Origin of the sequence: Klebsiella sp. CN_Kp104 (genome assembly GCF_040064515.1) — a bacterium.
GTDB lineage: Bacteria > Pseudomonadota > Gammaproteobacteria > Enterobacterales > Enterobacteriaceae > Klebsiella > Klebsiella aerogenes.
Window position 1 is genome coordinate 53,858 of record NZ_JBEAII010000036.1, and the last position, 25,919, is coordinate 79,776.

Annotated in this window: 27 protein-coding genes; 15 read left to right on the plus strand and 12 right to left on the minus strand. The window is 57.0% G+C overall.

What is annotated here, in order from left to right; translation table 11 throughout:
• Positions 1-170 precede the first annotated feature (170 nt).
• The 6 genes from gatZ (at position 171) to ABLU80_RS18560 (ending at position 5,595) form a co-directional block, all read left to right on the plus strand.
• Positions 171-1,442: a tagatose-bisphosphate aldolase subunit GatZ gene (gatZ, locus tag ABLU80_RS18535; protein ID WP_020077854.1), complete on the plus strand. Its 1,272-nt coding sequence runs from the start codon at positions 171-173 to the stop codon at positions 1,440-1,442.
• Between the two features lie 14 nt (positions 1,443-1,456).
• Entirely contained in the window at positions 1,457-1,924 is a 468-nt protein-coding gene (gene gatA / locus ABLU80_RS18540) for a PTS galactitol transporter subunit IIA (protein ID WP_020077853.1), read from the plus strand.
• Positions 1,925-1,950: 26 nt separating this feature from the next.
• Positions 1,951-2,235: a PTS galactitol transporter subunit IIB gene (gene gatB, locus ABLU80_RS18545; RefSeq protein WP_020077852.1), complete on the plus strand. Its 285-nt coding sequence runs from the start codon at positions 1,951-1,953 to the stop codon at positions 2,233-2,235.
• Between the two features lie 5 nt (positions 2,236-2,240).
• The gene (locus tag ABLU80_RS18550; protein WP_020077851.1) at positions 2,241-3,623 is read left to right on the plus strand and encodes a PTS galactitol transporter subunit IIC; all 1,383 of its coding nucleotides are present in this window, start codon (positions 2,241-2,243) and stop codon (positions 3,621-3,623) included.
• Positions 3,624-3,667: 44 nt separating this feature from the next.
• Positions 3,668-4,711 carry a galactitol-1-phosphate 5-dehydrogenase gene (gene gatD / locus ABLU80_RS18555; protein WP_047740279.1) on the plus strand — a complete coding sequence of 348 codons (1,044 nt, stop codon included), beginning with the start codon at positions 3,668-3,670 and terminating at the stop codon, positions 4,709-4,711.
• A 110-nt stretch (positions 4,712-4,821) separates the two neighbouring features.
• Positions 4,822-5,595 carry a DeoR/GlpR family DNA-binding transcription regulator gene (locus tag ABLU80_RS18560; RefSeq protein ID WP_020077849.1) on the plus strand — a complete coding sequence of 258 codons (774 nt, stop codon included), beginning with the start codon at positions 4,822-4,824 and terminating at the stop codon, positions 5,593-5,595.
• Between the two features lie 44 nt (positions 5,596-5,639).
• Here ABLU80_RS18560 and ABLU80_RS18565 read toward each other — a convergent pair whose 3' ends face one another.
• Positions 5,640-6,530 (minus strand): Fic family protein, encoded by an 891-nt coding sequence (locus ABLU80_RS18565; protein WP_163331462.1) that lies wholly within the window; start codon positions 6,528-6,530, stop codon positions 5,640-5,642.
• 114 nt (positions 6,531-6,644) lie between these two features.
• Positions 6,645-7,508, minus strand: coding sequence for a 16S rRNA (cytidine(1402)-2'-O)-methyltransferase (gene rsmI / locus ABLU80_RS18570; RefSeq protein WP_348850307.1), 864 nt, complete (start codon positions 7,506-7,508; stop codon positions 6,645-6,647).
• 63 nt (positions 7,509-7,571) lie between these two features.
• Here rsmI and ABLU80_RS18575 point away from each other — a divergent pair, with 63 nt between their 5' ends.
• Genes ABLU80_RS18575 through dolP form a run of 4 tightly spaced genes read left to right on the plus strand, consistent with a single transcriptional unit; the run spans position 7,572 to position 11,219 of the window.
• The gene (locus tag ABLU80_RS18575) at positions 7,572-9,674 is read left to right on the plus strand and encodes a penicillin-binding protein activator (RefSeq protein WP_348850308.1); all 2,103 of its coding nucleotides are present in this window, start codon (positions 7,572-7,574) and stop codon (positions 9,672-9,674) included.
• Positions 9,632-10,018, plus strand: coding sequence for a YraN family protein (locus ABLU80_RS18580; RefSeq protein WP_015369545.1), 387 nt, complete (start codon positions 9,632-9,634; stop codon positions 10,016-10,018). Before ABLU80_RS18575 ends, ABLU80_RS18580 begins: the two co-directional genes overlap by 43 nt.
• A gap of 25 nt (positions 10,019-10,043) precedes the next feature.
• The gene (diaA, locus tag ABLU80_RS18585; protein ID WP_015369544.1) at positions 10,044-10,634 is read left to right on the plus strand and encodes a DnaA initiator-associating protein DiaA; all 591 of its coding nucleotides are present in this window, start codon (positions 10,044-10,046) and stop codon (positions 10,632-10,634) included.
• A 9-nt stretch (positions 10,635-10,643) separates the two neighbouring features.
• Positions 10,644-11,219 (plus strand): division/outer membrane stress-associated lipid-binding lipoprotein, encoded by a 576-nt coding sequence (gene dolP / locus ABLU80_RS18590; RefSeq protein WP_015369543.1) that lies wholly within the window; start codon positions 10,644-10,646, stop codon positions 11,217-11,219.
• Positions 11,220-11,671: 452 nt separating this feature from the next.
• On the opposite strand, the gene ABLU80_RS18595 is transcribed toward dolP, so the two are convergent.
• Together ABLU80_RS18595 and ABLU80_RS18600 are read right to left on the minus strand one after the other, a co-directional pair.
• Positions 11,672-12,715, minus strand: coding sequence for a permease (locus tag ABLU80_RS18595; protein ID WP_213200108.1), 1,044 nt, complete (start codon positions 12,713-12,715; stop codon positions 11,672-11,674).
• A gap of 72 nt (positions 12,716-12,787) precedes the next feature.
• Entirely contained in the window at positions 12,788-13,435 is a 648-nt protein-coding gene (locus tag ABLU80_RS18600; protein ID WP_213795827.1) for an NAD(P)H-binding protein, read from the minus strand.
• Between the two features lie 127 nt (positions 13,436-13,562).
• Here ABLU80_RS18600 and ABLU80_RS18605 point away from each other — a divergent pair, with 127 nt between their 5' ends.
• On the plus strand, positions 13,563-14,081 hold the full coding sequence (locus tag ABLU80_RS18605) for a type 1 glutamine amidotransferase domain-containing protein (protein ID WP_015369540.1): 519 nt from the start codon (positions 13,563-13,565) through the stop codon (positions 14,079-14,081).
• On the opposite strand, the gene ABLU80_RS18610 is transcribed toward ABLU80_RS18605, so the two are convergent.
• Positions 14,061-14,504, minus strand: coding sequence for a YhbP family protein (locus ABLU80_RS18610; protein WP_015369539.1), 444 nt, complete (start codon positions 14,502-14,504; stop codon positions 14,061-14,063). The two genes, ABLU80_RS18605 and ABLU80_RS18610, sit on opposite strands and share 21 nt — an antisense overlap.
• Before the next feature lie 49 nt (positions 14,505-14,553).
• Between ABLU80_RS18610 and ABLU80_RS18615 the strand changes: the two genes are divergently transcribed.
• Entirely contained in the window at positions 14,554-14,844 is a 291-nt protein-coding gene (locus tag ABLU80_RS18615; protein WP_026612209.1) for a GIY-YIG nuclease family protein, read from the plus strand.
• Here the strand turns inward: ABLU80_RS18615 and ABLU80_RS18620 are convergent.
• Complete coding sequence (locus ABLU80_RS18620; protein WP_015703593.1) at positions 14,831-15,334, minus strand: N-acetyltransferase; 504 nt, start codon at positions 15,332-15,334, stop codon at positions 14,831-14,833. The genes ABLU80_RS18615 and ABLU80_RS18620 overlap by 14 nt on opposite strands.
• Entirely contained in the window at positions 15,328-15,852 is a 525-nt protein-coding gene (locus ABLU80_RS18625) for an SCP2 domain-containing protein (RefSeq protein ID WP_015369536.1), read from the minus strand. The genes ABLU80_RS18620 and ABLU80_RS18625 overlap by 7 nt, the downstream gene beginning before the upstream one ends.
• Before the next feature lie 221 nt (positions 15,853-16,073).
• Here ABLU80_RS18625 and ABLU80_RS18630 point away from each other — a divergent pair, with 221 nt between their 5' ends.
• From ABLU80_RS18630 to ABLU80_RS18640, 3 genes are all read left to right on the plus strand, one after another.
• The gene (locus tag ABLU80_RS18630; RefSeq protein ID WP_004206164.1) at positions 16,074-17,069 is read left to right on the plus strand and encodes a peptidase U32 family protein; all 996 of its coding nucleotides are present in this window, start codon (positions 16,074-16,076) and stop codon (positions 17,067-17,069) included.
• Positions 17,070-17,074: 5 nt separating this feature from the next.
• Positions 17,075-17,953, plus strand: a complete 879-nt coding sequence (locus tag ABLU80_RS18635) for a U32 family peptidase (RefSeq protein WP_048229796.1) — start codon at positions 17,075-17,077, stop codon at positions 17,951-17,953.
• A gap of 88 nt (positions 17,954-18,041) precedes the next feature.
• Positions 18,042-19,049 carry an LLM class flavin-dependent oxidoreductase gene (locus ABLU80_RS18640; protein WP_015369533.1) on the plus strand — a complete coding sequence of 336 codons (1,008 nt, stop codon included), beginning with the start codon at positions 18,042-18,044 and terminating at the stop codon, positions 19,047-19,049.
• A gap of 44 nt (positions 19,050-19,093) precedes the next feature.
• On the opposite strand, the gene mtr is transcribed toward ABLU80_RS18640, so the two are convergent.
• The 5 genes from mtr to pnp all read right to left on the minus strand — a co-directional run bounded on the left by mtr (position 19,094) and on the right by pnp (position 25,721).
• Positions 19,094-20,338: a tryptophan permease gene (gene mtr, locus ABLU80_RS18645; RefSeq protein WP_015369532.1), complete on the minus strand. Its 1,245-nt coding sequence runs from the start codon at positions 20,336-20,338 to the stop codon at positions 19,094-19,096.
• A 144-nt stretch (positions 20,339-20,482) separates the two neighbouring features.
• Positions 20,483-22,417, minus strand: a complete 1,935-nt coding sequence (locus ABLU80_RS18650) for a DEAD/DEAH family ATP-dependent RNA helicase (RefSeq protein WP_015369531.1) — start codon at positions 22,415-22,417, stop codon at positions 20,483-20,485.
• The gene (gene yrbN, locus ABLU80_RS18655; protein ID WP_086538083.1) at positions 22,410-22,490 is read right to left on the minus strand and encodes a protein YrbN; all 81 of its coding nucleotides are present in this window, start codon (positions 22,488-22,490) and stop codon (positions 22,410-22,412) included. The genes ABLU80_RS18650 and yrbN overlap by 8 nt, the downstream gene beginning before the upstream one ends.
• Before the next feature lie 103 nt (positions 22,491-22,593).
• Entirely contained in the window at positions 22,594-23,478 is an 885-nt protein-coding gene (gene nlpI, locus ABLU80_RS18660; RefSeq protein ID WP_020077841.1) for a lipoprotein NlpI, read from the minus strand.
• Between the two features lie 107 nt (positions 23,479-23,585).
• On the minus strand, positions 23,586-25,721 hold the full coding sequence (gene pnp, locus ABLU80_RS18665; RefSeq protein WP_020077840.1) for a polyribonucleotide nucleotidyltransferase: 2,136 nt from the start codon (positions 25,719-25,721) through the stop codon (positions 23,586-23,588).
• Between the last annotated feature and the right edge of the window lie 198 nt (positions 25,722-25,919).

A 25,919-nucleotide genomic window follows, 5' to 3' on the forward strand; every position in this document is an offset into this window, starting at 1 on the left:
ATTAATTAAAAACGCTCTACCGTGATGGCCAGAGCGTTTTTTTTGCCAGCAAGACAAGCGGATCAGCGCATGCGCAGCTATTTTTCGATACAGATCACAATTCAAAACAAAGACGTTTGCGACCAAAACAAAACATTACGAATATATTCGAAAGAAAACGGAGGTTGTAAATGAAAGATATTATCTCTCGCCATAAATCCGGCGAACACATCGGCATCTGTTCAGTTTGTTCCGCTCATCCACTGGTTATCGAAGCGGCGTTACGTTTCGATCTGCCAACCAACAACAAAGTGCTGATTGAAGCAACATCGAACCAGGTCAACCAGTTTGGCGGCTATACCGGCATGCAGCCAGCCGATTTCCGCGACTTCGTCTACAGCATTGCCCACACCGTCGGTTTCCCGGCCGAACGCATTATTCTTGGCGGCGACCATCTGGGCCCGAACTGCTGGCAAGACGAACCGGCTGCCGACGCGATGGAAAAATCCGTCGACCTTATCAAAGCCTATGTTGCCGCAGGCTTCAGTAAGATCCACCTGGATGCATCGATGTCCTGTGCCGACGACCCGGTGCCGTTGAACCCAAGCGTGGTGGCCGAGCGTGCCGCCCGCCTGTGTCAGGCCGCCGAAGAGACAGCCAGCGATGAGCAAAAGCGCCAGCTGACCTACGTTATCGGTACCGAAGTACCGGTTCCCGGCGGCGAAGCCAGCACCATCGGCAGCGTACACGTCACCCGAGCGCAGGATGCCGCCGCCACCCTTGAAACTCATGAAGCGGCGTTCCGCAAATTGGGTCTCGACGCAGCGCTGGGGCGAGTCATCGCCATCGTCGTGCAGCCGGGCGTGGAGTTCGACCACACGCAAATCATCCATTACCAGCCACAAGAAGCGAAAGCGCTATCCGCGTGGATCGAAAACACCACGATGGTGTACGAAGCCCACTCCACCGACTACCAATCCCGCCAGGCTTACCGCGCGTTGGTCCGCGACCACTTCGCCATTCTGAAAGTCGGCCCGGCGCTCACCTTTGCCCTGCGTGAAGCCATTTTCGCCCTCGCACAGATGGAAAATGAGCTGATCGCGCCGGAGTCCCGCAGCCGGGTGATGGAGGTCATCGACGAGGTGATGCTCAACGAACCGGGCTACTGGAAAAAATACTATCGCCCGACCTGGAGTCAGGCGATGGTCGATATCCACTTTAGCCTTTCCGACCGTATCCGTTACTACTGGCCGCACCCGCGTATTCGTCAGAGCGTTGAGAAACTTATCGCGAACCTGACCGACGCTAAGCTGCCGCTGGGGCTTATCAGCCAATATATGCCGGTGCAGTTTGAACGACTGTCGCTGAATGAACTGAACGCCGTGCCGCACGAGCTCATCCTCGACAAAATCCAGGATGTTCTGCGCGCCTACCGCTACGGCTGTTCTCCTGAAACCGCGTGAAATAAAGAGGATCTATGAGTCAATTGTTTGTTCGTACCGGCATTCATTTCAGCTCCAGCCAGCAGGCGCTGGAACATATTGGCGCGGAGATGCTGGCGCGAGGTGTTGTGCATGATAGCTATCCGGCGGCCCTGCTCGAACGCGAAGCGACTTTTCCGACCGGTATCGCGCTGGAGCAGCACGCAGTGGCGATTCCCCACTGCGAAGCCGTACACGCGAAATCACCGGCGATTTATCTGATTCGCCCGGACGCGCCGGTCCCTTTTCAGCGTGCTGATGACGATGGCGATATCGACGTTTCGCTGATCATCGCGCTGATTGTTGAAAACCCGGCGGCACAGTTGAAGCTGCTGCGCCGGCTATTTAGTGAGCTACAAAATCCAAACACGCTGGAGGCTCTGCTCGCCGCTTCCGACGAGCAGTTGCCGGTGCTGTTCCAGCAATTTATCCTTGAGCCCGAGCTTAGCGCCCAGGCTTCATAACATACTGATAATAAAAGGGGTACCCTATGAAACGTAAAGTTATTGTTGCCTGCGGCGGCGCCGTTGCCACCTCCACGATGGCCGCTGAAGAGATTAAAGAACTGTGCGCAGACCACAACATTGAGCTGGATCTGGTGCAGTGCCGGGTCAATGAAATCGAGACCTACATGGACGGCGCGGACCTTATCTGCACCACCGCCCGCGTGGACCGCGCCTTCGGCGATATTCCGGTGGTTCACGGCATGCCGTTCGTCTCCGGTGTCGGCATTGAAGCCTTACAGCAGAAAATCCTCGGCATCCTCGCGGAGTAAACGCCATGTTTAGCGAAATCATGCGTTATATCCTCGATCTTGGTCCGACGGTGATGCTGCCGATCGTGATCATTATCTTCTCCAAACTGTTGGGGATGAAGCTCGGGGACTGTTTCAAATCCGGTCTGCATATCGGGATTGGTTTTGTCGGCATCGGTCTGGTCATAGGCCTGATGCTCGACTCCATCGGCCCGGCGGCAAAGGCGATGGCGGAGCATTTCCAGATTAACCTTCACGTGATCGATATCGGCTGGCCGGGGTCATCGCCGATGACCTGGGCGTCGCAAATTGCGCTGGTGGCCATTCCGGTGGCGATCGTGGTCAATATCGTCATGCTGGTCACCCGCATGACCCGCGTGGTGAACGTCGATATCTGGAACATCTGGCATATGACCTTTACCGGGGCGATGCTGCATATCGCAACCGGTTCGTACTGGATAGGGATTCTCGGCGTCGTGGTCCATGCCGCCTTTGTTTACAAGCTGGGCGACTGGTTTGCCAGGGATACCCGCGATTTCTTCGGCCTGGATGGCATCGCGATACCGCACGGCAGTTCGGCGTACTTAGGGCCGATTGCGGTGCTCGTCGATACCATCATCGACAAAATCCCCGGCCTTAATCGCATTCACTTTAGCGCCGATGATATCCAGAAACGCTTCGGCCCCTTCGGTGAACCGGTTACCGTCGGCTTCGTGATGGGGCTGGTGATTGGCATGCTGGCGGGCTATGACCTGAAAGGCATTCTGCAACTGGCGGTGAAAACCGCGGCGGTGATGCTGCTGATGCCACGGGTAATCAAACCTATTATGGATGGCCTCAATCCGATAGCCAAACAGGCGCGTAAACGTCTGCAGGCTAAATTCGGCGGCCAGGAGTTCCTGATTGGTCTCGACCCGGCGCTGCTGCTCGGCCATACCTCGGTGGTATCCGCCAGCCTGATTTTCATCCCGCTGAGCATTCTGATCGCCGTCGTAGTTCCAGGCAACCAGGTTCTGCCGTTCGGCGACCTGGCGACCATCGGCTTCTTCGTGGCGATGGCGGTGGCGGTGCATCAGGGCAATCTGTTCCGCACCCTGATTTCCGGGGTCATCATTATGGGTATCACCCTGTGGATCGCGACCCAGACCATCGGCCTGCACACTCAACTGGCGGCAAACGCCGGGGCATTGAAAGCAGGCGGTATGGTGGCGTCAATGGACCAGGGTGGTTCGCCGATTACCTGGCTGCTGATCCAGCTCTTTACCTGGCAGAACGTGGTCGGCTTCGCGATTATCGGCATCATCTATCTGGCTGGCGTCCTGCTAACCTGGCGTCGCGCCCGCCGCTTCATGGCGGTAGAGAAAGCAGAGAAAAGCGCCGCCGCGCAACAACATTCAACCGCATCTTAAGCATTAGGGGAGCGCCGCTCCCCTAAACATTTCTGGAGAATGGTATGAAATCAGTGGTAATCCATGCTGAGGGGAACGTCTGCGTTGAAGAACGCCCCATCCCCACGCTGCAAACGGAAGACGATGTCCTGGTCAAAGTGGTCAGCTCCGGGCTGTGCGGCTCCGATATTCCGCGCATCTTCGCTAAAGGCGCGCATTACTACCCTATTACGCTGGGGCATGAATTCAGCGGCTATGTGGAGTCCTATGGCGCGGCGGTGACCGACCTGCAGCCCGGCGACGCCGTCGCCTGCGTGCCGCTGCTGCCCTGCTTCCAGTGCCCGCAGTGCCAGCGCGAATATTTCTCTTTATGTAAGCAGTATCAGTTCGTCGGTTCCCGCAGCGAGGGCGGCAACGCTGAATACGTGGTGGTGAAGCGCGCCAACCTGTTCCGCCTGCCGGATCAAATGCCCATTGATGACGGAGCGTTCATTGAGCCGATAACCGTTGGCCTGCACGCTTTTCATCTGGCGCAGGGCTGCGAAGGTAAAAACGTCATTATTATCGGCGCTGGCACCATCGGCCTGCTGGCGCTGCAGTGCGCCCGCGAGCTGGGAGCCAGAAGCGTCACGGCCATCGACATTAATCCACAGAAGCTGGAGTTGGCTAAAACCCTTGGCGCGACCCGCGTGTTTAATAGCCGCGAGATGAGCGGCCAGGCGATTCAGCAGGCGCTGGAGGAAATCCAGTTCGACCAGCTCGTCCTCGAGACCGCCGGCACGCCGCAGACCGTCGCGCTGGCGATTGAGGCTGCCGGGCCGCGGGCGCAGCTGGCGCTGGTCGGCACTCTGCATCATGATTTAACGCTGCCTGCCGCCACCTTCGGGCAGATCCTGCGTAAGGAGCTGAATATCGTCGGCAGTTGGATGAACTACTCAGGCCCGTGGCCGGGCGAAGAGTGGCAAACGGCGACCCGCCTGCTGACGGATAAACGCCTGCAGTTGGCGCCGTTGATAGCCCATCGCGGCAATGCCGAGAGTTTTGCGCACGAAGTTCAGGCGCTAAACGGCGCGCCAATGCAGGGTAAAATCCTCCTGAAACTTTCCTGATCGCTTGAGCCAGCAATCTGCGCTGGCTCACATTACCTTTCGAAAATTATCGTTCAACTTTCGTTACCCTTCGATTAAACTAAGTTGAGTTAATTATCAGGCAAATCAAGATGAACTCATTTGAACGAAGGAACAAAATCGTCGATATGGTGAATACGCAGGGCAGCGTATTGGTTTTAGAGCTTTCGAATCTCTTTGGCATTTCTGAGGTCACCATTCGCGCCGATCTCCGTATGCTGGAAGAGAAAGGGCTGCTGACCCGTTTTCACGGCGGCGCCGCCCGCCCGGGTAGCGATCTGACCGAGAGTGATAATCTGGAAGTGGTGCTGGAAGATCGTTACCAGCTTGCCAGCGATCCGAAAAAGCGCATCGCCCAGGCCGCCGCGGCGATGATCCATGAGGGTATGACGGTAATCCTCGATAGCGGCAGCACCACCCTGCTGATCGCCGAGGCGCTGGTACGAATGACCAATATCACCGTCATCACCAACAGCCTGCCCGCCGCGTTTACGCTGTCGGAAAATAAAGATATTACTCTGGTGGTATGCGGCGGTACGGTTCGGCATAAAACGCATTCAATGCACGGAACCATCGCTGAACGTTCGCTGCAGGGGATTTGCGCCGACCTGATGTTCGTTGGCGCCGATGGTATCGATGCGACCAACGGCATCACCACCTTTAATGAAGGTTATTCAATCAGCAGCGTGATGGCCGCCGCCGCGCATCAAGTGATCGCCGTGCTCGACGCCAGCAAATTCAATCGCCGCGGCTTTAACCAGGTGCTGCCGATGGACAAAATTGACTGCGTGATTACCGACGACGGCATCAGTGATACCGACCGTGCGGCAATAAGCCGCAAGAAGGTGGAATTAAAGATCGTTTAGTCACGCACTAAGCAGAGCGTAAATTCAGGCCATGGCGGCTGGTTCTACTTGACCAGCCACCTTCCGCCTTTTTTGGCGCCCGTGCGAATCAATTTCCCTTTCGCCTGTAACCCCTGCAGATAGCGCTCAACCGTTCGAGCTGAAATCCCCAGGATTTCAGCGAGCGCTCTCGCCGTCAAATCCGGGGTTGCGGTAAGCAAACGTAGAATTGAGACTTCCTGTTCCGTTAATTTCGCGTCGATTTCTTCCGACATTTCTTCCGACATTTCTTCCGACACGACGAATGATGTCTCCAGACCTTCTTTCAGCGCCGCCACGACATTTTGCAACATCCAGGTCACGAATAGAGTGCAATCACTGGTTTTGTCGCATAAACCCAAAATTTCGTAATAGCGCTCTTGCTGATGATGGATAAGCGTTTCAACCGGCAGCCAGGCTAATTCCTGACGCCACTGGCTTAGAATCAACGTCTGCCATAAACGCCCCATTCTACCGTTGCCATCAGCAAAAGGATGAATAAACTCAAACTCATAGTGGAAAACCGAACTGGCAATTAAGGGATGAAGATCGGTCTGTTCCAGCCAACTGAGCAAATCCGCGATAAGCCTCGGGACCTGTGTAGCAGGCGGAGCCATATGTACCACCTGCGTACCACGGTAAATGCCCACGTTCCCGCTACGTAAAACACCTGGACTATCCACCAACCCTATCATCAGCGTTTTGTGCGCCGCCAGAAGGTCGCTAATATTTGCCTTATGCCATCCGGGCATTAATTCATAAGCACGAATGGCATTTCTCACTTCCTGAATATCCTTCGCCGGCGCCAGAACCCGTTTGCCTTCCAGCAGTGCCGTTACCTGCTCCATGCTCAGGCTATTATGTTCAATCGCGAGTGACGCCTGAATGGTGCGAATGCGGTTTTCTTTACGCAGCAACGGCGATGTTTGTCCACGTTTCGCCGACCAATGCCCAAGCAATTCCCCTATCTCAACGACAAGGTTGAGAACCGTGGGTGTAATGCTAAATGGCGGTTGGTAACGGCTCATTGCTTACTCCCCCTGCTGCTCCAGCGCGTATTTATACAGCGCGTTCTTTTTCACGCCGTGGATTTCCGCGGCCAGCGCGGCGGCTTTCTTCAGCGGCAGTTCCGCCTGCAGCAGCGCCAGAGTCCGCAGCGCGGCTGCCGGCAGCGCCTCTTCCTGGGCCTTAAAACCTTCGACGATCAGCACCATCTCGCCTTTGCGGCGATGTTCGTCTTCCTTCACCCATGCCACCAGCTCGCCAATCGGCGCGCCGTGGATAGACTCCCAGGTTTTGGTCAGCTCGCGCGCCAACACCACGTAGCGGGATTCGCCCAAAACCGCGCAGATATCTTCCAGGCTCTCCACCAGGCGGTGCGTTGACTCATAGAAGATGAGAGTGCGCGGTTCTTCTTCCAGCGCCTTCAGGGTATCGCGGCGGCCCTTCGATTTCGCCGGCAGGAAACCTTCGTAGCAGAAACGATCGGACGGCAAACCGGCGGCGCTCAGAGCGGCAATCGCGGCACATGGGCCCGGTAGCGGCACGACGCGGATATTGGCTTCACGGCAGGTGCGCACCAGATGGTAACCGGGATCGTTAATCAGCGGCGTGCCGGCATCGGACACCAGCGCGATGTTCTGCCCCTCTTTTAATTTCGCTAAAAGTGTTTCGGCCTTTTGCTGCTCGTTATGGTCGTGAAGGGCAAATAAACGGGCGTTAATCGCAAAATGCTGCAGCAGCAAACCGGTATGGCGGGTATCCTCCGCAGCAATTAAATCAACAGCTTGCAACACTTCCAGTGCGCGCTGCGTGATATCAGACAGATTCCCTATCGGAGTGGGCACAATGTACAGTTGCCCCTGAGAATTATCCGCTGATTCGTGTTGTTTCATTGTCTCGTCCGTATTGCCGATTTAATATTGAGCATTGAGCCAAAAAAATATCACTGGATACATATGGTACCGTCAACATTTCTTCGTTCTAAGCCCGCGCGCTGTCTGCCCGTATTGCTGGCGACTCTTCTTTTTGCTGGCTGCGGCACCCACACGCAGGATCAAAGCACGGCGTTTATGCAGGGTACGTCGCAGGCCAACTCCAGTTTCTACCTACAGCAGATGCAGCAAAGCACGAATGATAGCAAGACCAACTGGCAATTACTCGCCATTCGTGCACTGCTGCAGGAAGGTAAGAAGCAGCAGGCTATCGACCTGTACAACCAACTGCCGTCGAACCTGAACAGCACGCAGGCCCGCGAACAGTCGCTGCTGGCGGTGGAAGTCAAACTGGCGCAAGGCGATTACCAGGGCGCGAAGGCATTGCTGAGCAAACTCGATCCTCTCAGTTTTGAGAAAAATCAGCAGCCGCGCTACTGGCAGGCGCAAATTGACGCCAGCCAGGGGCAGCCCTCTCTGTCCCTGCTGCGCGCGCTGATTGCCCAGCAGCCCCTGCTAAGCCAGGCGAAGCAAAAACAACAAAACATCGACGCCACGTGGAAAGCGCTGACGGCGATGACTCCGCAGCAGGCCAACGCGCTGGTGATTAATGCCGACGAAAACGTGCTGCAGGGCTGGTTGGATCTGCAGCGGATGTGGTTCGACAACCGTAACGATCCGGCGATGCTGAAAGCGGGCGTTAAAGACTGGCAAATCCGTTATCCGCAGAACCCGGGGGCGCAGATGCTGCCCACCGCGCTGGTGAACATGCAAAACTATAAACCGGCCTCGACCAATAAAATCGCCCTGCTGCTGCCTCTGAACGGCCAGGCGGCGATTTTCGGCCGCACTATCCAACAGGGTTTTGAAGCGGCGAAGAATGGCGCCCCAGCGGTCCAGGGCAGCGCAGTGCCGGCGCAGGTCGCCCAGGCGGCGAATGTTGCCGGCAATAATGATGTGGTGAGCCCTTCGCAGGCGGAAGTCGGCGATCTCACCGCCACCGGCAGCCAGGCCGATCCAGTGCAGGCGCCAGCGGAAACGCAGGCCGCGCCTGCCGCAAAACCAGCAGCCGCTCCGCTACCCGCCCCGGTTGCCGCAACGCCGGCAGCACAACCGGCAGCACAACCGGTGAACGCGCCAGCCGCGCAGCCGCAGCCCGCGGTAGCGACCACCAATCCTGCTGCTGAGCTGAAAATTTACGATACCACCAGCCAGCCGATGAGCCAGCTTCTGGCGCAGGTACAACAGGACGGCGCCACCATCGTGGTTGGCCCGCTGTTGAAAGAAAACGTCGAAGAGGTGATGAAAAGCAACACCTCGCTGAACGTGCTGGCCCTTAACCAGCCGGGTAAAGTCGAGAACCGCCCGAACCTGTGCTACTTCGCGCTCTCCCCGGAAGATGAAGCCCGCGACGCAGCGCGTCATATTCATGATCAGGGCAAACAAACGCCGTTACTGCTGGTGCCGCGCGGCGCGCTTGGCGACCGCGTGGTCAGCGCTTTCGCCGACGAGTGGCTGAAGCTGGGCGGCGGTACGGTGCTGCAGCAGCGTCTGGGATCGACGGCGGAGCTGAAATCCGGCGTCAACGGCGGCGGCATCTCGCTGACCGGCAGCCCGGTATCGACGTTGCCCTCATCTGTAGATAGCTCGCTCGGCAGCCCAGGCGACGTTCCGGTCAGCAGCGGCGGCAGCATCGATGCCGCCTATATCGTCGCCACCCCGGAACAAATTGGTTATATCAAGCCGCTGATCGCGATGCGCAACGGCAGCCAGAGCAACGTCACCCTGTACGCCAGCTCCCGTAGCGCCCAGGGCACCTCCGGCCCGGATTTCCGTCTGGAGATGGAAGGCCTGCAATATAGCGAAATCCCGATGCTGGCGGGCAGTAACCCGGCGCTGATGCAGCAGGCGCTCTCTGCCGTGCGTAACGACTACTCGCTGGCGCGGCTGTACGCAATGGGCGCCGATGCCTGGTCGCTGGCGAATCATTTCGCGCAAATGCGCCAGAGCCCAGGCTACGAGCTGAACGGCAATACGGGCGATCTGACGGCTACGCCGGACTGCGTGATTAACAGGAAGTTATCATGGCTCAAGTACCAACAGGGGCAAATCGTCGCAGCCAACTAAGTAAACAGACCGGCGACGCCTGGGAAAGCCAGGCGCGTCGGTGGTTAGAACGGCATGGACTGCGTTTTATCGCCGCCAACGCCCGCGAGCGCGGCGGCGAGATCGACCTTATTATGCGCGACGGCGCGGTTATCGTGTTCGTCGAAGTGCGCTACCGGCGCAGCGCCAGCTACGGCGATGCCGCCGCCAGCGTCACGCCGCAAAAGCAACAACGCCTTCTCAAGGCCGCTCGTCTGTGGCTCTCCCGGCAGAATGGGAGTTTTGATACTGTGGATTGCCGTTTCGATGTGGTAGCCTTCACCGGCAACGACATCCAATGGCTGAAAAACGCCTTTGGCGAATAGCGTATTATCAGATTTAAGGGATCCCGTGCTCGACAGAATTAAAGCCTGCTTTACCGAAAGCATTCAAACCCAAATCGCCGCCGCGGAAGCGCTCCCGGACGCCATCTCGCGCGCGGCTATGACGCTCGTTCAGTCGCTGCTTAACGGCAACAAAATCCTCTGTTGTGGTAATGGCACCTCCGCCGCCAACGCACAGCATTTTGCTGCCAGCATGATCAATCGTTTCGAAACAGAGCGCCCTGGTTTACCCGCCATTGCACTAAATACCGATAATGTGGTCTTAACCGCAATCGCCAACGATCGCCTGCATGATGAAATCTATGCTAAACAGGTGCGCGCGCTGGGACACGCCGGCGACGTACTGCTGGCGATTTCTACGCGCGGCAATAGCCGGGATATCGTGAAAGCCGTGGAAGCGGCGGTCACCCGCGATATGACTATCGTGGCGTTAACCGGTTACGACGGCGGCGAGCTGGCTGGCCTGTTAGGTCAGCAGGACGTTGAAATCCGCATTCCTTCACACCGCAGCGCGCGGATCCAGGAAATGCACATGCTCACCGTCAATTGTCTGTGCGATTTGATTGATAACACGCTTTTTCCACACCAGGACGAATAAGGAGAACACATGAAGGCTCTCTCGCCCCTCGCCATCCTGCTTTCTGCGCTACTGCTACAGGGCTGCGTCGCCGCAGCGGTAGTCGGTACGGCAGCCGTCGGCACCAAAGCGGCAACGGACCCACGTACGGTCGGTACGCAGGTTGATGACAGCACCCTGGAGCTACGCGTTAACAGTGCCTTAGGGAAAGATGAACAGATTAAGAAAGAAGCGCGTATTAACGTCACCGCTTATCAGGGCAAAGTCCTGCTGACCGGCCAGTCGCCGACCGCCGATCTCTCCTCACGCGCCAAACAAATCGCGATGGGGGTTGAAGGGACTACCGAAGTCTTCAATGAAGTGCGTCAAGGCCAGCCGATTGGCTTAGGCACCGCGTCGTCGGATACCTGGATCACCACCAAAGTTCGTTCCCAACTGCTGGGCAGCGATCAGGTGAAGTCTTCCAATGTGAAAGTGACGACCGAAAATAGCGAAGTGTTCCTGATGGGCCTGGTCACCGACCGCGAAGGCCGCGCGGCGGCGGATATCGCCAGCCGGGTTAGCGGCGTGAGCCGCGTCACCACCGCGTTTACCTATATTAAATAAACGCCCTGTATCCGTTGTAGATACTGTTATCGGTTGGCAACCTTTTAGCTTGAGAAAAGCGTTTATCGCGTGTCGCTTCAGAGAACATTGCGCTCCTGGTTGAGTTATATGCAATATGTTTTCCGTGGCGCAGGGAGCGCACAGAGGGCGGCCAGTCGCCGCCGCCCTCTGTACTCCCGGGCTCTGGCCGCCAAAATCGCCACTTCGTGGTACCTTCGACTTATCCCTGCAGGCTTCGGGTCGGGCCGAGGCAGCGTCCGTGCAAATCACGGCCCTCAGCCCGCATCCATGCGGGCTGCCCCGGCCTTCCGGGAACGTCTCAGCGATTTTGAGGCCACCAGCACCGGCAGTATAAATTAACGGCAGGCCGCACGAACCGTAGGCCGGGTAAGGCGTTAGCCGCCACCCGGCGCAAAATCCGGCGCCGGGGCCACAGCCCCGCTCCGGATAAATTACACCAGCGCCAGCGCGCCGACGATCGTCCCGCATAACGCCACCAGCCCACCGGTTAGCCACAGCGCTTTAGCCGGAAACGCCTTACGCAACATAACCAGCGACGGCACGCTCACCGCCGGCAACGTAATCAGCAGCGCCAGCGCCGGCGCGGTGCCCATTCCAGCCAGCAGCATCGTCTGCACAATCGGGATTTCCGCCGCCGTCGGGATAACGAACAGGCAACCGGCTATCGCCATTGCGATCACCCAGAACAGCGTGTTATCGACCGCGCCCTCGGCGTGCGGGAACAGCCAGACCCGCGCCGCGCCCAGTACCAGCACCGCGAGGATGTAAACCGGGATCGTACTCCAGAACAGCGACCACAGCGCGCGCAGCCAGCGGCTGATAAAAGTGCCCTCATCGCGCTGCAGTTGGCTAACGTCTTCTGCCGCTACCGGCTGCGTCGCCGCCTCTTTTACCCATTTTTGCACCAGCGTCGCCACCACCAGCACCGTCGCCAGCCCGGCCACCAGCCGGATCAGAGCAAACTGCCAGCCGAGCACGAAACCCATAAAGACCAGCGTTGCCGGGTTCAGCAGCGGGTTGCCCATCCAGAACGCCAGCGCTGCGCCCATCGACACCTGCTGTTTACGCATACCAGCGGCGACCGGCGCGGCGCAGCAGGTACACATCATCCCCGGCAGCGAAAAAATCGCTCCCAGCAACGTGCCCTGAAAACGAGATTGCCCAAGCGTCCTCTGCAGCCAGTCGCGTGGGATCAACACCTGAATAAGCGAACCAAGCAGCACGCCGAGCACCGCCGCTTTCCAGACCGCGAGGAAATAAACCATCGCGTAATCCCATGCCGCCTGCAACGGGTTTACATCAGCCTGCGCGAGAATAGATTTACCGATACTGTGGGTTTCCGCGGCCGTAAAGGCTTTACCGTAATACGGCTGCCATTTGACGTACCACAGACCAACGATAACGACGAGAAAGAACAGCGCGGGTTTCCACCATTGAAATGGTGATGCCGCCTGAGATGAAGACTGACCAGCCATAGCATTCCCCAGGGAGAAGTGATAACAAATAAGGAGGTGAATACTACGCCTGCAGCCCAAATTTGAAAATGGTTAATCCGCCTGCCGGGCAGCGCGTTCCCGTAGCTGAGACGAGGTCAGGATCTGGACGCCTTCATGGCTCGGCGCCAGCGCCTCCGCGAGCAGGGCAGTCGCTACATCGCGGGCCTGAATGGCTTTCCAGTCTCCAGGCAGAAAACGAAATAGCGGTGCAAAGAACGTTTCATTGGCGCGTTTATGCTCCCGATCCCCCAGCAACATCGAAGGACGGGCAATGGTCAGCCGCGGCCAGTCCTGCGCAATCAGCGCCTCTTCCATTTCTCCTTTCACGCGGTTATAGAAGAAGGGCGAATGCGCATTGGCGCCCATCGCGCTGACCACCAGCATATGTTGCGCTCCGAGACGCTTCCCGACCAGCGCCGTATCCACCACCAGCGTATAGTCAGCATGCACAAACGCTTCTTTACTCCCCGCTTCCCGGCGCGTGGTGCCCAGGCAGCAGAATACGATATCGACAGGATCAACCACCTGCGCCAGTGCATCGGTCAACTGCGGATCGTGTGGATTGAATACCCCCTCCGCCACAGCAAGGGGACGGCGCGTTGGCGCGGTAATCGCGCTAATGCCCGGCTCACTCTGTAGAAGACGAAGTAAGTGCCCACCAACTAAACCAGTCGCGCCGGTTAATAATACCTGACTCATCGAATCTCCTTACGGAATTGTCTGCCTTGCACTTTGCCCCACATATTCCAGGCTTAATAGCTTACGAGGTAAGTATCCACCATCATCATGGAAATGCCTCATTCACTGCCAAAAGATCGGAGGAAGAATGAGTAAAAAGATTGCCGTACTAATCACCGACGACTTTGAGGACGCCGAATTCACCTCTCCTGCCGAGGCCTTTAAACTTGCCGGGCATCAGGTCGTGACGATTGAGAAGCAGGCCGGAAAAACGGTAAGAGGGAAACAAGGCGAGGCTGAAGTGGCGATCGATAAAGCGATTGATGACGTGACGCCGGCGCAGTTTGACGCCCTGTTGCTGCCTGGCGGCTATTCACCGGACCAGTTGCGGGGTGATGAGCGCTTCGTCACTTTTACTCGCGACTTCGTGAATAGCGGTAAGCCGGTCTTTGCCATCTGCCACGGCCCGCAGCTACTCATCAGCGCAGATGTCATTCGCGGGCGTAAACTCACGGCGGTTAAACCTATCGTGGTCGACGTAAAAAACGCCGGCGGTGAGTTTTACGATCAGGAAGTGGTGCTTGATAACGATCAGTTAGTCACCAGCCGAACCCCAGACGATCTGCCGGCGTTCAATCGCGAGGCGCTACGCCTGCTCGGGGCTTGAGTCGCGCAGCCAATATAGCTTTTTGCCAAAACCCAGCGTGTTGTCGGTAAATTTAAGCTCGTCGGGACGGATCTCCCACACCGGCGCCGACAGCATGCGGGCGACCGGGAAGCGCTTGACGTAGCGCTTGCGCATCTCAGCCTCTTCGTCACCGTGAAGGCGGCGGATCTCACCCTTAAACTGCACGCCGCGGATCAAGGCAACGGTCTTTGGCTGGCCGTTAACCGTCCCGGCAACCTTCGCGTGTTCGCCGGTCATCTGGCCGTGGCGGGTTTTTTCGTCGCTCAGCAGATAAAAAGCGACGTTATCCGGGTCGTAAACATAAAACGCATTGGCGCACCACAGCTCGTCATCACGCGCGACGCACCAGGTGATGACGTGCTGTTTACCCAGCCAGCGGCTAATCGCGGCAAGCGTATCCATCTTTATTCTCCATTATGCTATGGTGCACACACCCTAACAGACTGACGTTATTACCGTGTGCTGGTTTCTCTATCTTATTCGAACCGCTGATAACCGCCTGTATACCGGCATCACCACCGATGTTCCGCGCCGCTTTCTTCAGCATCAGGAAGGCAAAGGAGCGAAAGCGCTGCGCGGCAAAGGCGAACTGGCGCTGGCGTTTAGTCAGAAAGTTGGTGACCACTCACTCGCTCTGCGGCTGGAGTATCGCATCAAGCAGCTAACGAAGCGCCAGAAAGAGCGCCTCGTTGCCGGGGATGGTTCGTTCGAGACCCTGCTGGAGGGGCTCAGAAGCGATTGAAATGATCGCTGTACTCAACCAGACCGTGTACGCCCTGCAGCGCGTCATCCGCCAGACGGTGCACCTGGAAGGCTTCAGCGGTGTCCGGCCAACGGCAGCGTAAATCGAACGCGGCGGCGGGTTCAAAGCCCAAACGGCCATACAGCGCCGGTTCACCCAGCGTGACCACCGCGGCGTAGCCAAACTCATTTAATGAATCCAGCCCTTCGTAGACCAGCTGTCGGCCAATACCCTGGCCGCGATAGCTTTCATCTACCGCCAATGGCGCCAGACCGACCCACTGCAGCTCTTCGCCTTCGACGGTGACCGGGCTGAAGGCGACGTAGCCAACTACCTGGCCTTCATCGTCAGTGGCGACTAAGCCCAGCGTGATCAAACCATCTTCACGCAGATCGTGCACCAGCTTCGCTTCCGCGTCGCTGCCGAACGTACGGCGCAGCAGCGCGTCGATACCCGGCGCATCAATCCCAATTTCCACTCGAATCAGCATGCCTCACCTACCGATGTCTGTTCAGGTTTCTGCGGGCTCTTCAGGCCTGCTTCGACAAAATCCGCCATCTGCAGCAGCATGACGCGCAGTGCTTTCGGCATCTGCTCCAGCTCGATGGCATCCATCAGGTTCTTCACGTATAGACCCAGCTCGGTATCACCTTCAATCACCAGACGACGCTGGAAGAATAGCGTATCCGGATCCTGTTTACGCGCGGCAATCATCAACAGATCGCTGGCATCGGCGCTAAAGCTGACGTCGGCGTCAGCCTGCTGGCTGACCACCAGGCGACCGTCGACTACCGAGGTATACCACAGCAGGCCAATATCGCGCACATTAATACTTAACCAGCGACCTTCGAGAAACTCCAGTTCTCCATCCGCCAGCGCCTGGCGAAATTGCCAGCTCAATACTTGTTCCAGCACCTGGCGCTTGAGGGCAAAAGGCGCCAGCTTAACCGGCACGCTCATTAAAGACGGGCCAAAACGGACCAGCCGGGAACGCAGTTCATCCAACACAAGCTTCACTCCATGCATGCAATAGTTTCGCTATTGTGCCATATCAAATAAACGACATAGCGGCGTAAATCAACAAAATCGCGATGATGGCCGCCAGCTATTGAGCCCACCAATACGCTTTTAACTGCCTCAAATCAAAAATTGTCACCAGAAGGTTAACTAAAATCCCAGCTCGTTAACCATTTTGCGTCCCTGACCGGCCGCGTTTTTCAGGAAAAATTATGGAGCTGCTCTGCCCCGCCGGTAACCTCCCGGCACTTAAGGCGGCCATCGAAAACGGCGCCGATGCCGTCTATATCGGGCTGAAAGATGACACCAATGCCCGCCACTTTGCCGGCCTTAATTTCACCGAAAAGAAATTACAGGAAGCCGTCAGCTTTGTGCACCAGCATCGCCGCAAGCTACATATCGCGATTAACACCTTCGCCCATCCCGACGGTTATGCCCGTTGGCAGCGTGCTGTGGATATGGCCGCGCAATTGGGCGCCGACGCGCTCATCCTCGCCGATATCGCCATGCTGGAGTACGCTGCGGAACGCTATCCGCACATTGAACGTCACGTTTCAGTGCAGGCGTCCGCCACTAACGAAGAGGCGATACGTTTTTATCACCGCAACTTTGACGTCGCCCGCGTCGTACTACCGCGGGTGTTATCCATTCACCAGGTGAAACAGTTAGCGCGCGCCACGCCGGTTCCACTGGAAGTCTTCGCCTTCGGTAGCTTATGCATCATGGCGGAAGGCCGCTGCTATCTCTCGTCGTATCTCACCGGCGAATCGCCAAATACCGTCGGCGCCTGTTCGCCTGCGCGCTTCGTCCGTTGGCAGCAAACGCCGCAGGGGCTGGAGTCACGCCTTAACGAAGTGCTGATCGATCGCTATCAGGATGGCGAGAATGCCGGTTATCCGACGCTGTGCAAAGGCCGCTACCTGGTCGACGGCGAGCGCTACCACGCGCTGGAAGAACCCACCAGCCTCAACACCCTGGAACTGTTGCCAGAACTGATGGCCGCCAATATCGCTTCGGTAAAAATTGAAGGCCGCCAGCGCAGCCCGGCATACGTCACCCAGGTAGCGAAAGTCTGGCGTCAGGCGATCGATCGCTGTAAAGCCGATCCGCAGAACTTCGTGCCGCAATCTGCATGGATGGAAACCCTTGGTTCGATGTCCGAAGGAACGCAAACCACCCTTGGCGCCTATCACCGTAAATGGCAGTGAGAAACATGAAATATTCATTAGGGCCGGTGCTGTACTACTGGCCAAAAGAGACGCTGGCAGATTTTTACCAGCAGGCGGCAAACTGTAGCGCTGACACCATTTATCTGGGCGAAGCGGTATGCAGCAAGCGCCGCGCGACCAAAGTCGGCGATTGGATCGAAATGGCGAAAGCGCTGGCCGGTAGCGGCAAGCAGGTGGTGCTCTCCACCCTCGCGCTGGTGCAGGCCTCATCCGAATTGGGCGAGCTGAAGCGCTATGTCGAGAACGGCGAATTCCTGATTGAAGCCAGCGACCTCGGCGTGGTCAATCTCTGTGCCGAACGCAAGCTGCCCTTCGTCGCCGGTCATGCGCTGAACTGCTACAACGCCGTCACCCTGCGCCTGCTGCTGAAGCAGGGTATGACGCGCTGGTGCATGCCGGTGGAGCTTTCCCGCGACTGGCTGGCTAATTTACTGACCCAGTGCGAAGAGCTGGGTATTCGCAACCAGTTTGAAGTCGAAGTGCTGAGCTACGGCCATCTGCCGCTGGCCTATTCCGCGCGCTGCTTTACCGCCCGCTCGGAAGACCGGCCAAAAGACGAATGCGAAACCTGCTGCATCAAGTACCCAACCGGGCGCAGCATGCTGTCGCAGGAGAACCAGCAGGTGTTTGTGCTTAACGGCATTCAGACGATGAGCGGCTACGTCTATAACCTTGGCAACGAGTTAACCTCGATGCACGGTCTGGTGGATATGGTGCGCCTGTCGCCGATGGGCAGCGAGACCTTCGCCATGCTCGACGCCTTCCGCGCCAACGAAAATGGCGCTGCGCCGCTGGATCTCACCGCTAACAGCGATTGCAACGGCTACTGGAAACGGCTGGCCGGGCTGGAGCTGCAGGCGTAAGGTGAAGTGTAAAAGCTCACTTTGTTAACAACGGTTATTAATTTTTAATGCACTATTAAAAGATTCACCGTCGACAAAGTGAGCTGTTATGACTGATAAAACCATTCCGTTCTCGGTGCTCGATCTGGCGCCGATCCCGCAGGGATCTTCTGCTAAAGAAGCCTTTTCCCATTCTCTTGCTCTCGCCCAACTGGCGGAATCCCGCGGCTACCACCGTTATTGGCTGGCTGAGCACCATAATATGGTGGGTATTGCCAGCGCGGCGACCTCGGTGTTGATTGGCTATCTTGCCGCCAATACCACCACCCTGCATCTGGGATCCGGAGGCGTAATGTTGCCAAACCACTCGCCGCTGGTGATCGCCGAACAGTTCGGCACCCTGAATACGCTGTATCCCGGACGTATCGATCTCGGCCTTGGCCGCGCACCGGGCAGCGATCAGCCGACCATGCGCGCGCTGCGTCGCCATATGAGCGGTGATGTCGATAACTTCCCGCGCGATGTGGCGGAGTTGGTGGACTGGTTTGACGCCCGCGAGGCTAATCCGCAGGTGCGCCCGGTTCCCGGCTATGGCGAACGAATTCCGGTGTGGCTGCTGGGCTCAAGCCTGTACAGCGCGCAGCTGGCGGCGCAGCTTGGTCTGCCGTTTGCCTTCGCCTCTCACTTCGCGCCGGACATGCTATTCCAGGCGCTGCATCTGTACCGCAGCAACTTCAAACCTTCGGCGCGGCTGGAAAAACCGTACGCGATGGTATGTATCAATATTATCGCCGCCGATAGTAATCGCGATGCGGAGTTCCTCTTTACCTCGATGCAGCAGGCCTTCGTTAAGCTGCGCCGCGGTGAAACCGGGCAGTTGCCGCCGCCGGTGGAAAATATGCATCAACTGTGGTCAGCGTCCGAGCAGTATGGTGTACAGCAGGCATTGAGCATGTCGCTGGTTGGCGATAAGACTAAAGTTCGCCATGGGTTAGCGTCGATTCTTCGCGAAACGGAAGCAGACGAAATCATGGTCAACGGCCAGATCTTCGACCACCAGGCGCGCCTGCATTCGTTTGATTTAGCGATGCAGGTGAAAGAGGAATTGTTAGGTTAGCGACGTGGTAAGCCCGGTGCGCGTCACGCCACCGGGCAATGCGGTTATTGATAAACCGGCAACAGATTAAAGCTCGACAGGAAATGCACCACCGCGTTGCCGAGCCCGAACAGCAGGATCAGCGCAATCATCGGTTTTCCGCCCCAAACGCGGAACTGTGGGCTGCCGAAGCGTTTACGCGAAGCGCGAGCCAGCAGCGCCGGCACAATCGCCGCCCAAACCGTCGCCGCCAGGCCGGCATAGCCGATGGCGTAAAGGAAACCATCTGGTTTCACCAGCCCACCGATCATCGGCGGGATAAAGGTCAACAGCGCGGTTTTAAAGCGTCCCATCGCGCTATCGTCAAAGCCAAACAGATCCGCGAGATAATCGAACAGCCCCAGCGTCACGCCGAGGAAGGAACTGGCGACGGCAAAGTTGGAGAACACCACCAGCAGTAGATCCAGACCGCGGCTATTCAGCACGCCGCTAAGCGCCTGCACCAGCACATCAATGTTGCCGCCCTTCTGGGCGATACCGATAAACTGCGGACGAGGGATATTACCCATCGTCACCAGCAGCCAGACCACATACAGACCCAGCGCCAGCAGCGTACCGTAAATCAGACAGCGGGTAATGGTGCGCGGATCCTTACCATAATATTTCATCAGGCTCGGCACGTTACCGTGATAGCCAAACGAGGCCAGGCAGAACGGCAGCGTCATCAGCAGGTATGGCGCATAGGAGGCATTCTTCTCCACGACGTTAAACAGCGTCGTCGGCTCAACGTGCCCCAGCAGGCTGCCGAAGGTCAGGAAGAAGGTAATCACCTTAGCGCCCAGTACGATAGCCGTCATGCGGCTCACCGCTTTCGTGCTCATCCAGACGATAAAGGCCACCAGCAGTGCAAAGCCGAAGCCCGCCGCGCGCGCCGGTACGTTCAGCGACATTTCACTGAAGGTATGGTGCAGGATCGAACCGCTCGCCGAAATATAGGCGTAGGTCAGGATATACAGCACAAAGGCGATCGACACGCCGTTCACCAGGTTCCAGCCTTTGCCGAGCAGGTCTTTGGTAATGGTGTCGAAACTGGAGCCAATCCGGTAATTAAGGTTGGCTTCCAGAATCATCAAACCGGAGTGCAGCATGCAGAACCAGGTAAAAACCAGCGCCGCCAGCGACCAGAAAAACCACGCGCCGGACATGACCACCGGCAGCGAGAACATGCCCGCGCCAATAATTGTGCCGCCGATAATCACCACGCCGCCAAATAAAGACGGTCGGGTGGCCGTAGTGGTTAGTGTCGCCATTTGCCGAAATCTCCAGTCGAAAATACTTCGCTCACGTTGAGCATGACGCACTGTACCAGTACACGAGTACAAAAGAAATAAAAAAAGCCCCAATCATGACGATCGGGGCTGTATTATTTACTTTACGCTAACGGATTGCGCTTATTACGCATCGCCACCGAAACGACGACGACCCGCGGAATCATCACGGCGCGGCGCGGAAGCATCGTCACGACGCGGCGCGCGGCCGCCTTCACGACGTTCGCCGCTGAAACGACGACCTTCACCACGACCGCCTTCACGACGTTCGCCACCGAAGCTACGACCGCCTTCACGACGCTCGCCGCCGAAGCCACGACCGCCTTCACGACGCTCGCCGCCGCCACGACGTTCGGTGCGCGGCTGCGCATCGCCCAGCAGCTGCATGTTCATCGGCTTGTTCAGGATGCGGGTACGAGTAAAGTGCTGCAGCACTTCGCCCGGCATACCTTTCGGCAGTTCGATGGTGGAGTGAGAACCGAACAGCTTGATGTTGCCGATGTAGCGGCTGCTGATGTCGCCTTCGTTAGCGATCGCGCCAACGATATGACGAACTTCAACGCCGTCATCACGGCCCACTTCAATGCGGTACAGTTCCATTTCACCCACGTCACGACGCTCACGCTTCGGACGATCTTCACGATCGCCACGCGGGCCGCGGTCATTACGGTCGCCACGACGTTCGAAACGGTCATCACGATCGCGGAATTCACGACGCGGACGCATCGGCGCATCCGGCGGAACGATCAGAGAACGTTCACCCTGGGCCATTTTCAGCAGCGCAGCGGCCAGCGTTTCCACGTCCAGCTCTTCGCCTTCCGCGGTCGGCTGGATTTTCGCCAGCAGCGCACGGTACTGGTCCAGATCGCTGCTTTCCAGCTGCTGCTGAACTTTAGCGGCGAATTTCTCCAGACGACGTTTGCCCAGCAGTTCTGCGTTCGGCAGTTCTACTTCAGGGATCGTCAGCTTCATCGTACGTTCGATGTTACGCAGCAGTCGACGCTCACGGTTCTCAACGAACAGCAGCGCGCGACCCGCACGACCCGCACGACCGGTACGGCCGATACGGTGAACGTAAGATTCGGAATCCATCGGGATGTCATAGTTCACAACCAGGCTGATACGCTCAACGTCCAGGCCACGGGCCGCAACGTCGGTGGCGATCAGGATATCCAGACGACCGTCTTTCAGGCGCTCCAGAGTCTGCTCACGCAGCGCCTGGTTCATATCGCCGTTCAGCGCGGCGCTGTTATAGCCGCTACGCTCCAGCGCTTCTGCCACTTCCAGGGTCGCGTTTTTGGTACGCACGAAGATAATCGCCGCATCAAAGTCTTCCGCTTCCAGGAAACGCACCAGCGCTTCGTTTTTACGCATGCCGTAAGCAGTCCAGTAGCTCTGGCTGATGTCCGGGCGCGTGGTGACGCTGGACTGAATGCGCACTTCCTGCGGCTCTTTCATGAAGCGGCGGGTAATGCGACGAATCGCTTCCGGCATCGTAGCGGAGAACAGAGCGGTCTGATGACCTTCCGGGATCTGCGCCATGATAGTTTCTACGTCTTCGATAAAGCCCATGCGCAGCATTTCATCTGCTTCGTCCAGTACCAGACCGCTCAGTTTAGAGAGATCCAGCGTACCGCGCTTCAGGTGGTCCAGCAGACGACCCGGGGTACCGACAACGATCTGCGGCCCCTGACGTAGGGCGCGCAGCTGCACGTCATAACGCTGGCCGCCGTACAGGGCAACCACGTTTACGCCGCGCATATGTTTAGAGAATTCCGTCATTGCTTCAGCAACCTGTACCGCCAGTTCGCGGGTCGGCGCCAGCACCAGAATCTGTGGTGCTCTCAGCTCAGGATCGATGTTATTCAGCAGCGGTAAAGAGAACGCTGCGGTCTTACCGCTACCGGTCTGGGCCATACCCAGAACGTCGCGGCCGTCCAGCAGATGCGGAATGCACTCAGCCTGGATCGGAGATGGTTTTTCGTAACCCAGATCGTTAAGCGCTTCAAGGATAGGAGCCTTCAGGCCCAGATCTGCAAAAGTGGTTTCGAATTCAGCCATGTAGTACGTGTGCCTCAAAATTAATGGCGGCCAGTCTACATAACTCATCGTGAAAATTTAGAGTAATTTTCATTGAAAAGTGTGAACCGGCTCAAAGTAGGTGTATTAACGAACAACAACGCCCTCACCCGCGAAGGTGATGGCAATCAAAAAAAGGGCTGATGTGTGTTCGTCAGCTATTGCTGGTCCGATTCTGCCAGGTCATCTTGCTCCTGGCCCAAGAGCGATAATTCCAACAATGCGTATCGGTGCTCAACGTAGTTATGAACGTTGTTAGCGACCGCCAGTTTGAACAGTGCCGTAGCGCTGTCCTTGTCCCCCAGACTTAGGTAGTACTTACCTAAATAGAAGTTGGTTTCACTGAGATGCTCAGCGAGCGAGGTGTTATCCGTTGCGTCTGCCTTCAGACGGGTCATCAGCTCTTTTTCGCTAATGTCGCCAAGGTAGAACTCGACAATGTTCCATCCCCATTGCTCTTTGTCCGACTTGTTGAAGCGCTGTTTCAGTGCTTCAAGCGCCTGCTTCTCATCAAGCTTACGCTCGGCGAGGTATAACCACAGACTGCGGAAAGGATCATTGGGATCGTCTTGATAAAACGCCAGCAGATCATCTTGCGCTAACTTAGCACGGCCACCGTAATACAGAGCGATGCCGCGGTTTAAGTGCGCGTAGTTGTAAGTTGGATCAAGCTCAAGTACAGAATCAAACGCTTCATAGGCAGCATCAAAATTGCCTGCCTGCGTTAAATAAATGCCTAAGTAATTGAATACTTCAGGCATATCGGGTCGGATTGCCAGCGCTTGTGAAAAATCATTTCGCGCTAATGCCCTCAGACCGAGACTATCATACAACACTCCGCGCTCATATAAAAGCTGTGCGCGTTCGTCATCGGTTAAAGCCCGACTGGCAAGAATTTGTTCCATGCGCGCCAGAATCACTTCTTGCTGCAAAGTCGGTTGCAATGGTACCGCGAGGACGGCGTCCTTACGCCAGGCAGAGTTGCTGCATCCTGCCAGCGTGAGAGCTGTCGCCACGAAACACCAGCGCAGAAAAGGCTTCATTTCCCACTCCCGAAGACAACGATTGGATGAACGTCCAGTTCCCCGGCTGCAAAAAGGCATCCTGCCCGGAATAGACCCTCCGCCGAAGCGGAGGGCAATCGGCAACCTTACTCGCCCTGCTCTGCGGCCGGAGCTTCCGGCGCGTTAGCTGGCTGAGCCTGCTCAGTTGCTTCTTTAATGCTCAGACGTACGCGGCCCTGACGGTCAACTTCCAGAACCTTAACCGGTACTTCCTGACCCATCTGCAGGTAATCAGTCACTTTCTCAACGCGCTTGTCAGCGATCTGAGAGATGTGAACCAGACCTTCTTTACCGCCGCCGATGGCAACGAATGCGCCAAAGTCAACGATACGGGTCACTTTACCATTGTAGATACGGCCAACTTCGATCTCAGCGGTGATCTCTTCGATACGGCGGATAGCGTGCTGAGCTTTGTCACCGTCGGTCGCTGCGATCTTCACGGTACCGTCATCTTCGATTTCGATGGTGGTGCCGGTTTCTTCGGTCAGGGCACGGATAACAGAACCGCCTTTACCGATAACGTCTTTGATCTTGTCCGGGTTGATCTTGATGGTGTGGATACGCGGTGCGAATTCGGAGATATCGCCGCGCGGCGCGTTAATCGCCTGTTCCATCACGCCCAGGATGTGCAGACGCGCACCTTTAGCCTGGTTCAGAGCAACCTGCATGATTTCTTTGGTGATACCTTCAATTTTAATATCCATCTGCAGCGCAGAGATACCGTCGCGAGAACCCGCAACTTTGAAGTCCATATCGCCAAGGTGGTCTTCGTCACCCAGAATGTCGGACAGTACGACGAAGTTATCGCCTTCTTTCACCAGACCCATTGCGATACCCGCAACGGCGGCTTTCACCGGCACGCCAGCGTCCATCAGCGCCAGAGATGCGCCACAGACGGAAGCCATGGAAGAAGAACCGTTGGATTCGGTGATTTCAGATACCACGCGAACGGTGTACGGGAATTCGTCGATTGTCGGCATTACGGCCAGAACGCCGCGCTTAGCCAGACGACCGTGACCGATTTCACGACGCTTCGGAGAACCAACCATGCCAGTTTCACCTACGGAGTACGGAGGGAAGTTGTAGTGGAACAGGAAGGAGTCCGTGCGCTCGCCCATCAGTTCGTCGATGTTCTGCGCGTCGCGTGCGGTACCCAGAGTCGCGGTAACCAGCGCCTGAGTTTCGCCACGGGTAAACAGTGCGGAACCGTGAGTACGCGGCAATACGCCGGTACGAACGTCCAGACCACGGATCATGTCTTTTTCGCGGCCATCGATACGCGGCTCGCCTGCCAGTACGCGGCTACGGACGACGTTTTTCTCGATAGCGTGCAGGATTTCACCCAGTTCGTTGGCGTCCAGGGTTTCATCTTCAGCAACCAGCGTCGCGATGGTTTCAGATTTGATGACGTCAACCTGAGCGTAACGCTCTTGTTTGTCGGTGATACGGTAAGCATCGCTCAGGCGGGATTCAGCCAGCGCAGCAACGCGCGCGTTCAGCGCTTCGTTGACGGCTTCCGGCTGCCAGTCCCAACGCGGTTTACCGGCTTCTTTCACCAGATCGTTGATGTTCTGAATAACAACCTGCTGCTGCTCGTGGCCAAAGACCACCGCGCCCAGCATCTGGTCTTCACTCAGCAGTTCAGCTTCGGATTCAACCATCAGTACGGCCGCTTCGGTACCGGCAACCACCAGATCCAGTTTGCTGGACTTCAGCTCTTCCTGGGTTGGGTTCAGTACGTACTGGTCGTTGATGTAACCCACGCGAGCGGCGCCGATTGGGCCATTGAACGGAATACCGGACAGCGACAGCGCTGCGGAAGCGCCGATCATCGCGACGATATCCGGGTTAACCTGCGGGTTAACGGAAACAACGGTAGCGATAACCTGGACTTCGTTAACGAAGCCTTCCGGGAACAGCGGACGAACCGGGCGGTCAATCAGACGCGCGATCAGGGTTTCGCCTTCGCTTGGACGGCCTTCACGACGGAAGAAGCCACCTGGGATTTTACCGGCAGCGTAGGTACGCTCCTGGTAGTTAACAGTCAGCGGGAAGAAGTCCTGGCCCGGCTTCGCTTTTTTCTGACCCACAACGGTAACGAAGACCGCGGTGTCATCCATGCTAACCATCACAGCGGCCGTTGCCTGGCGCGCCATCATGCCGGTTTCCAGGGTTACGGTGTGCTGGCCGTACTGGAATTTACGAACGATCGGATTAAGCAAAATTCTATCCTTTTATCTAAAAATGACGCCATATCTACGATATCGCGCCTGATGACCCGATCCTCTGCATCCTCGCGACTAATGACAACCTTTACCCGCCCCTGCGGATGAAGCCTCTCATTAGCCGCGCGAACCTCTGCATGAAGATCATTAATAGCAACAATACATGAGTTTTTAATGAATTGCTGCCGCCTGGTC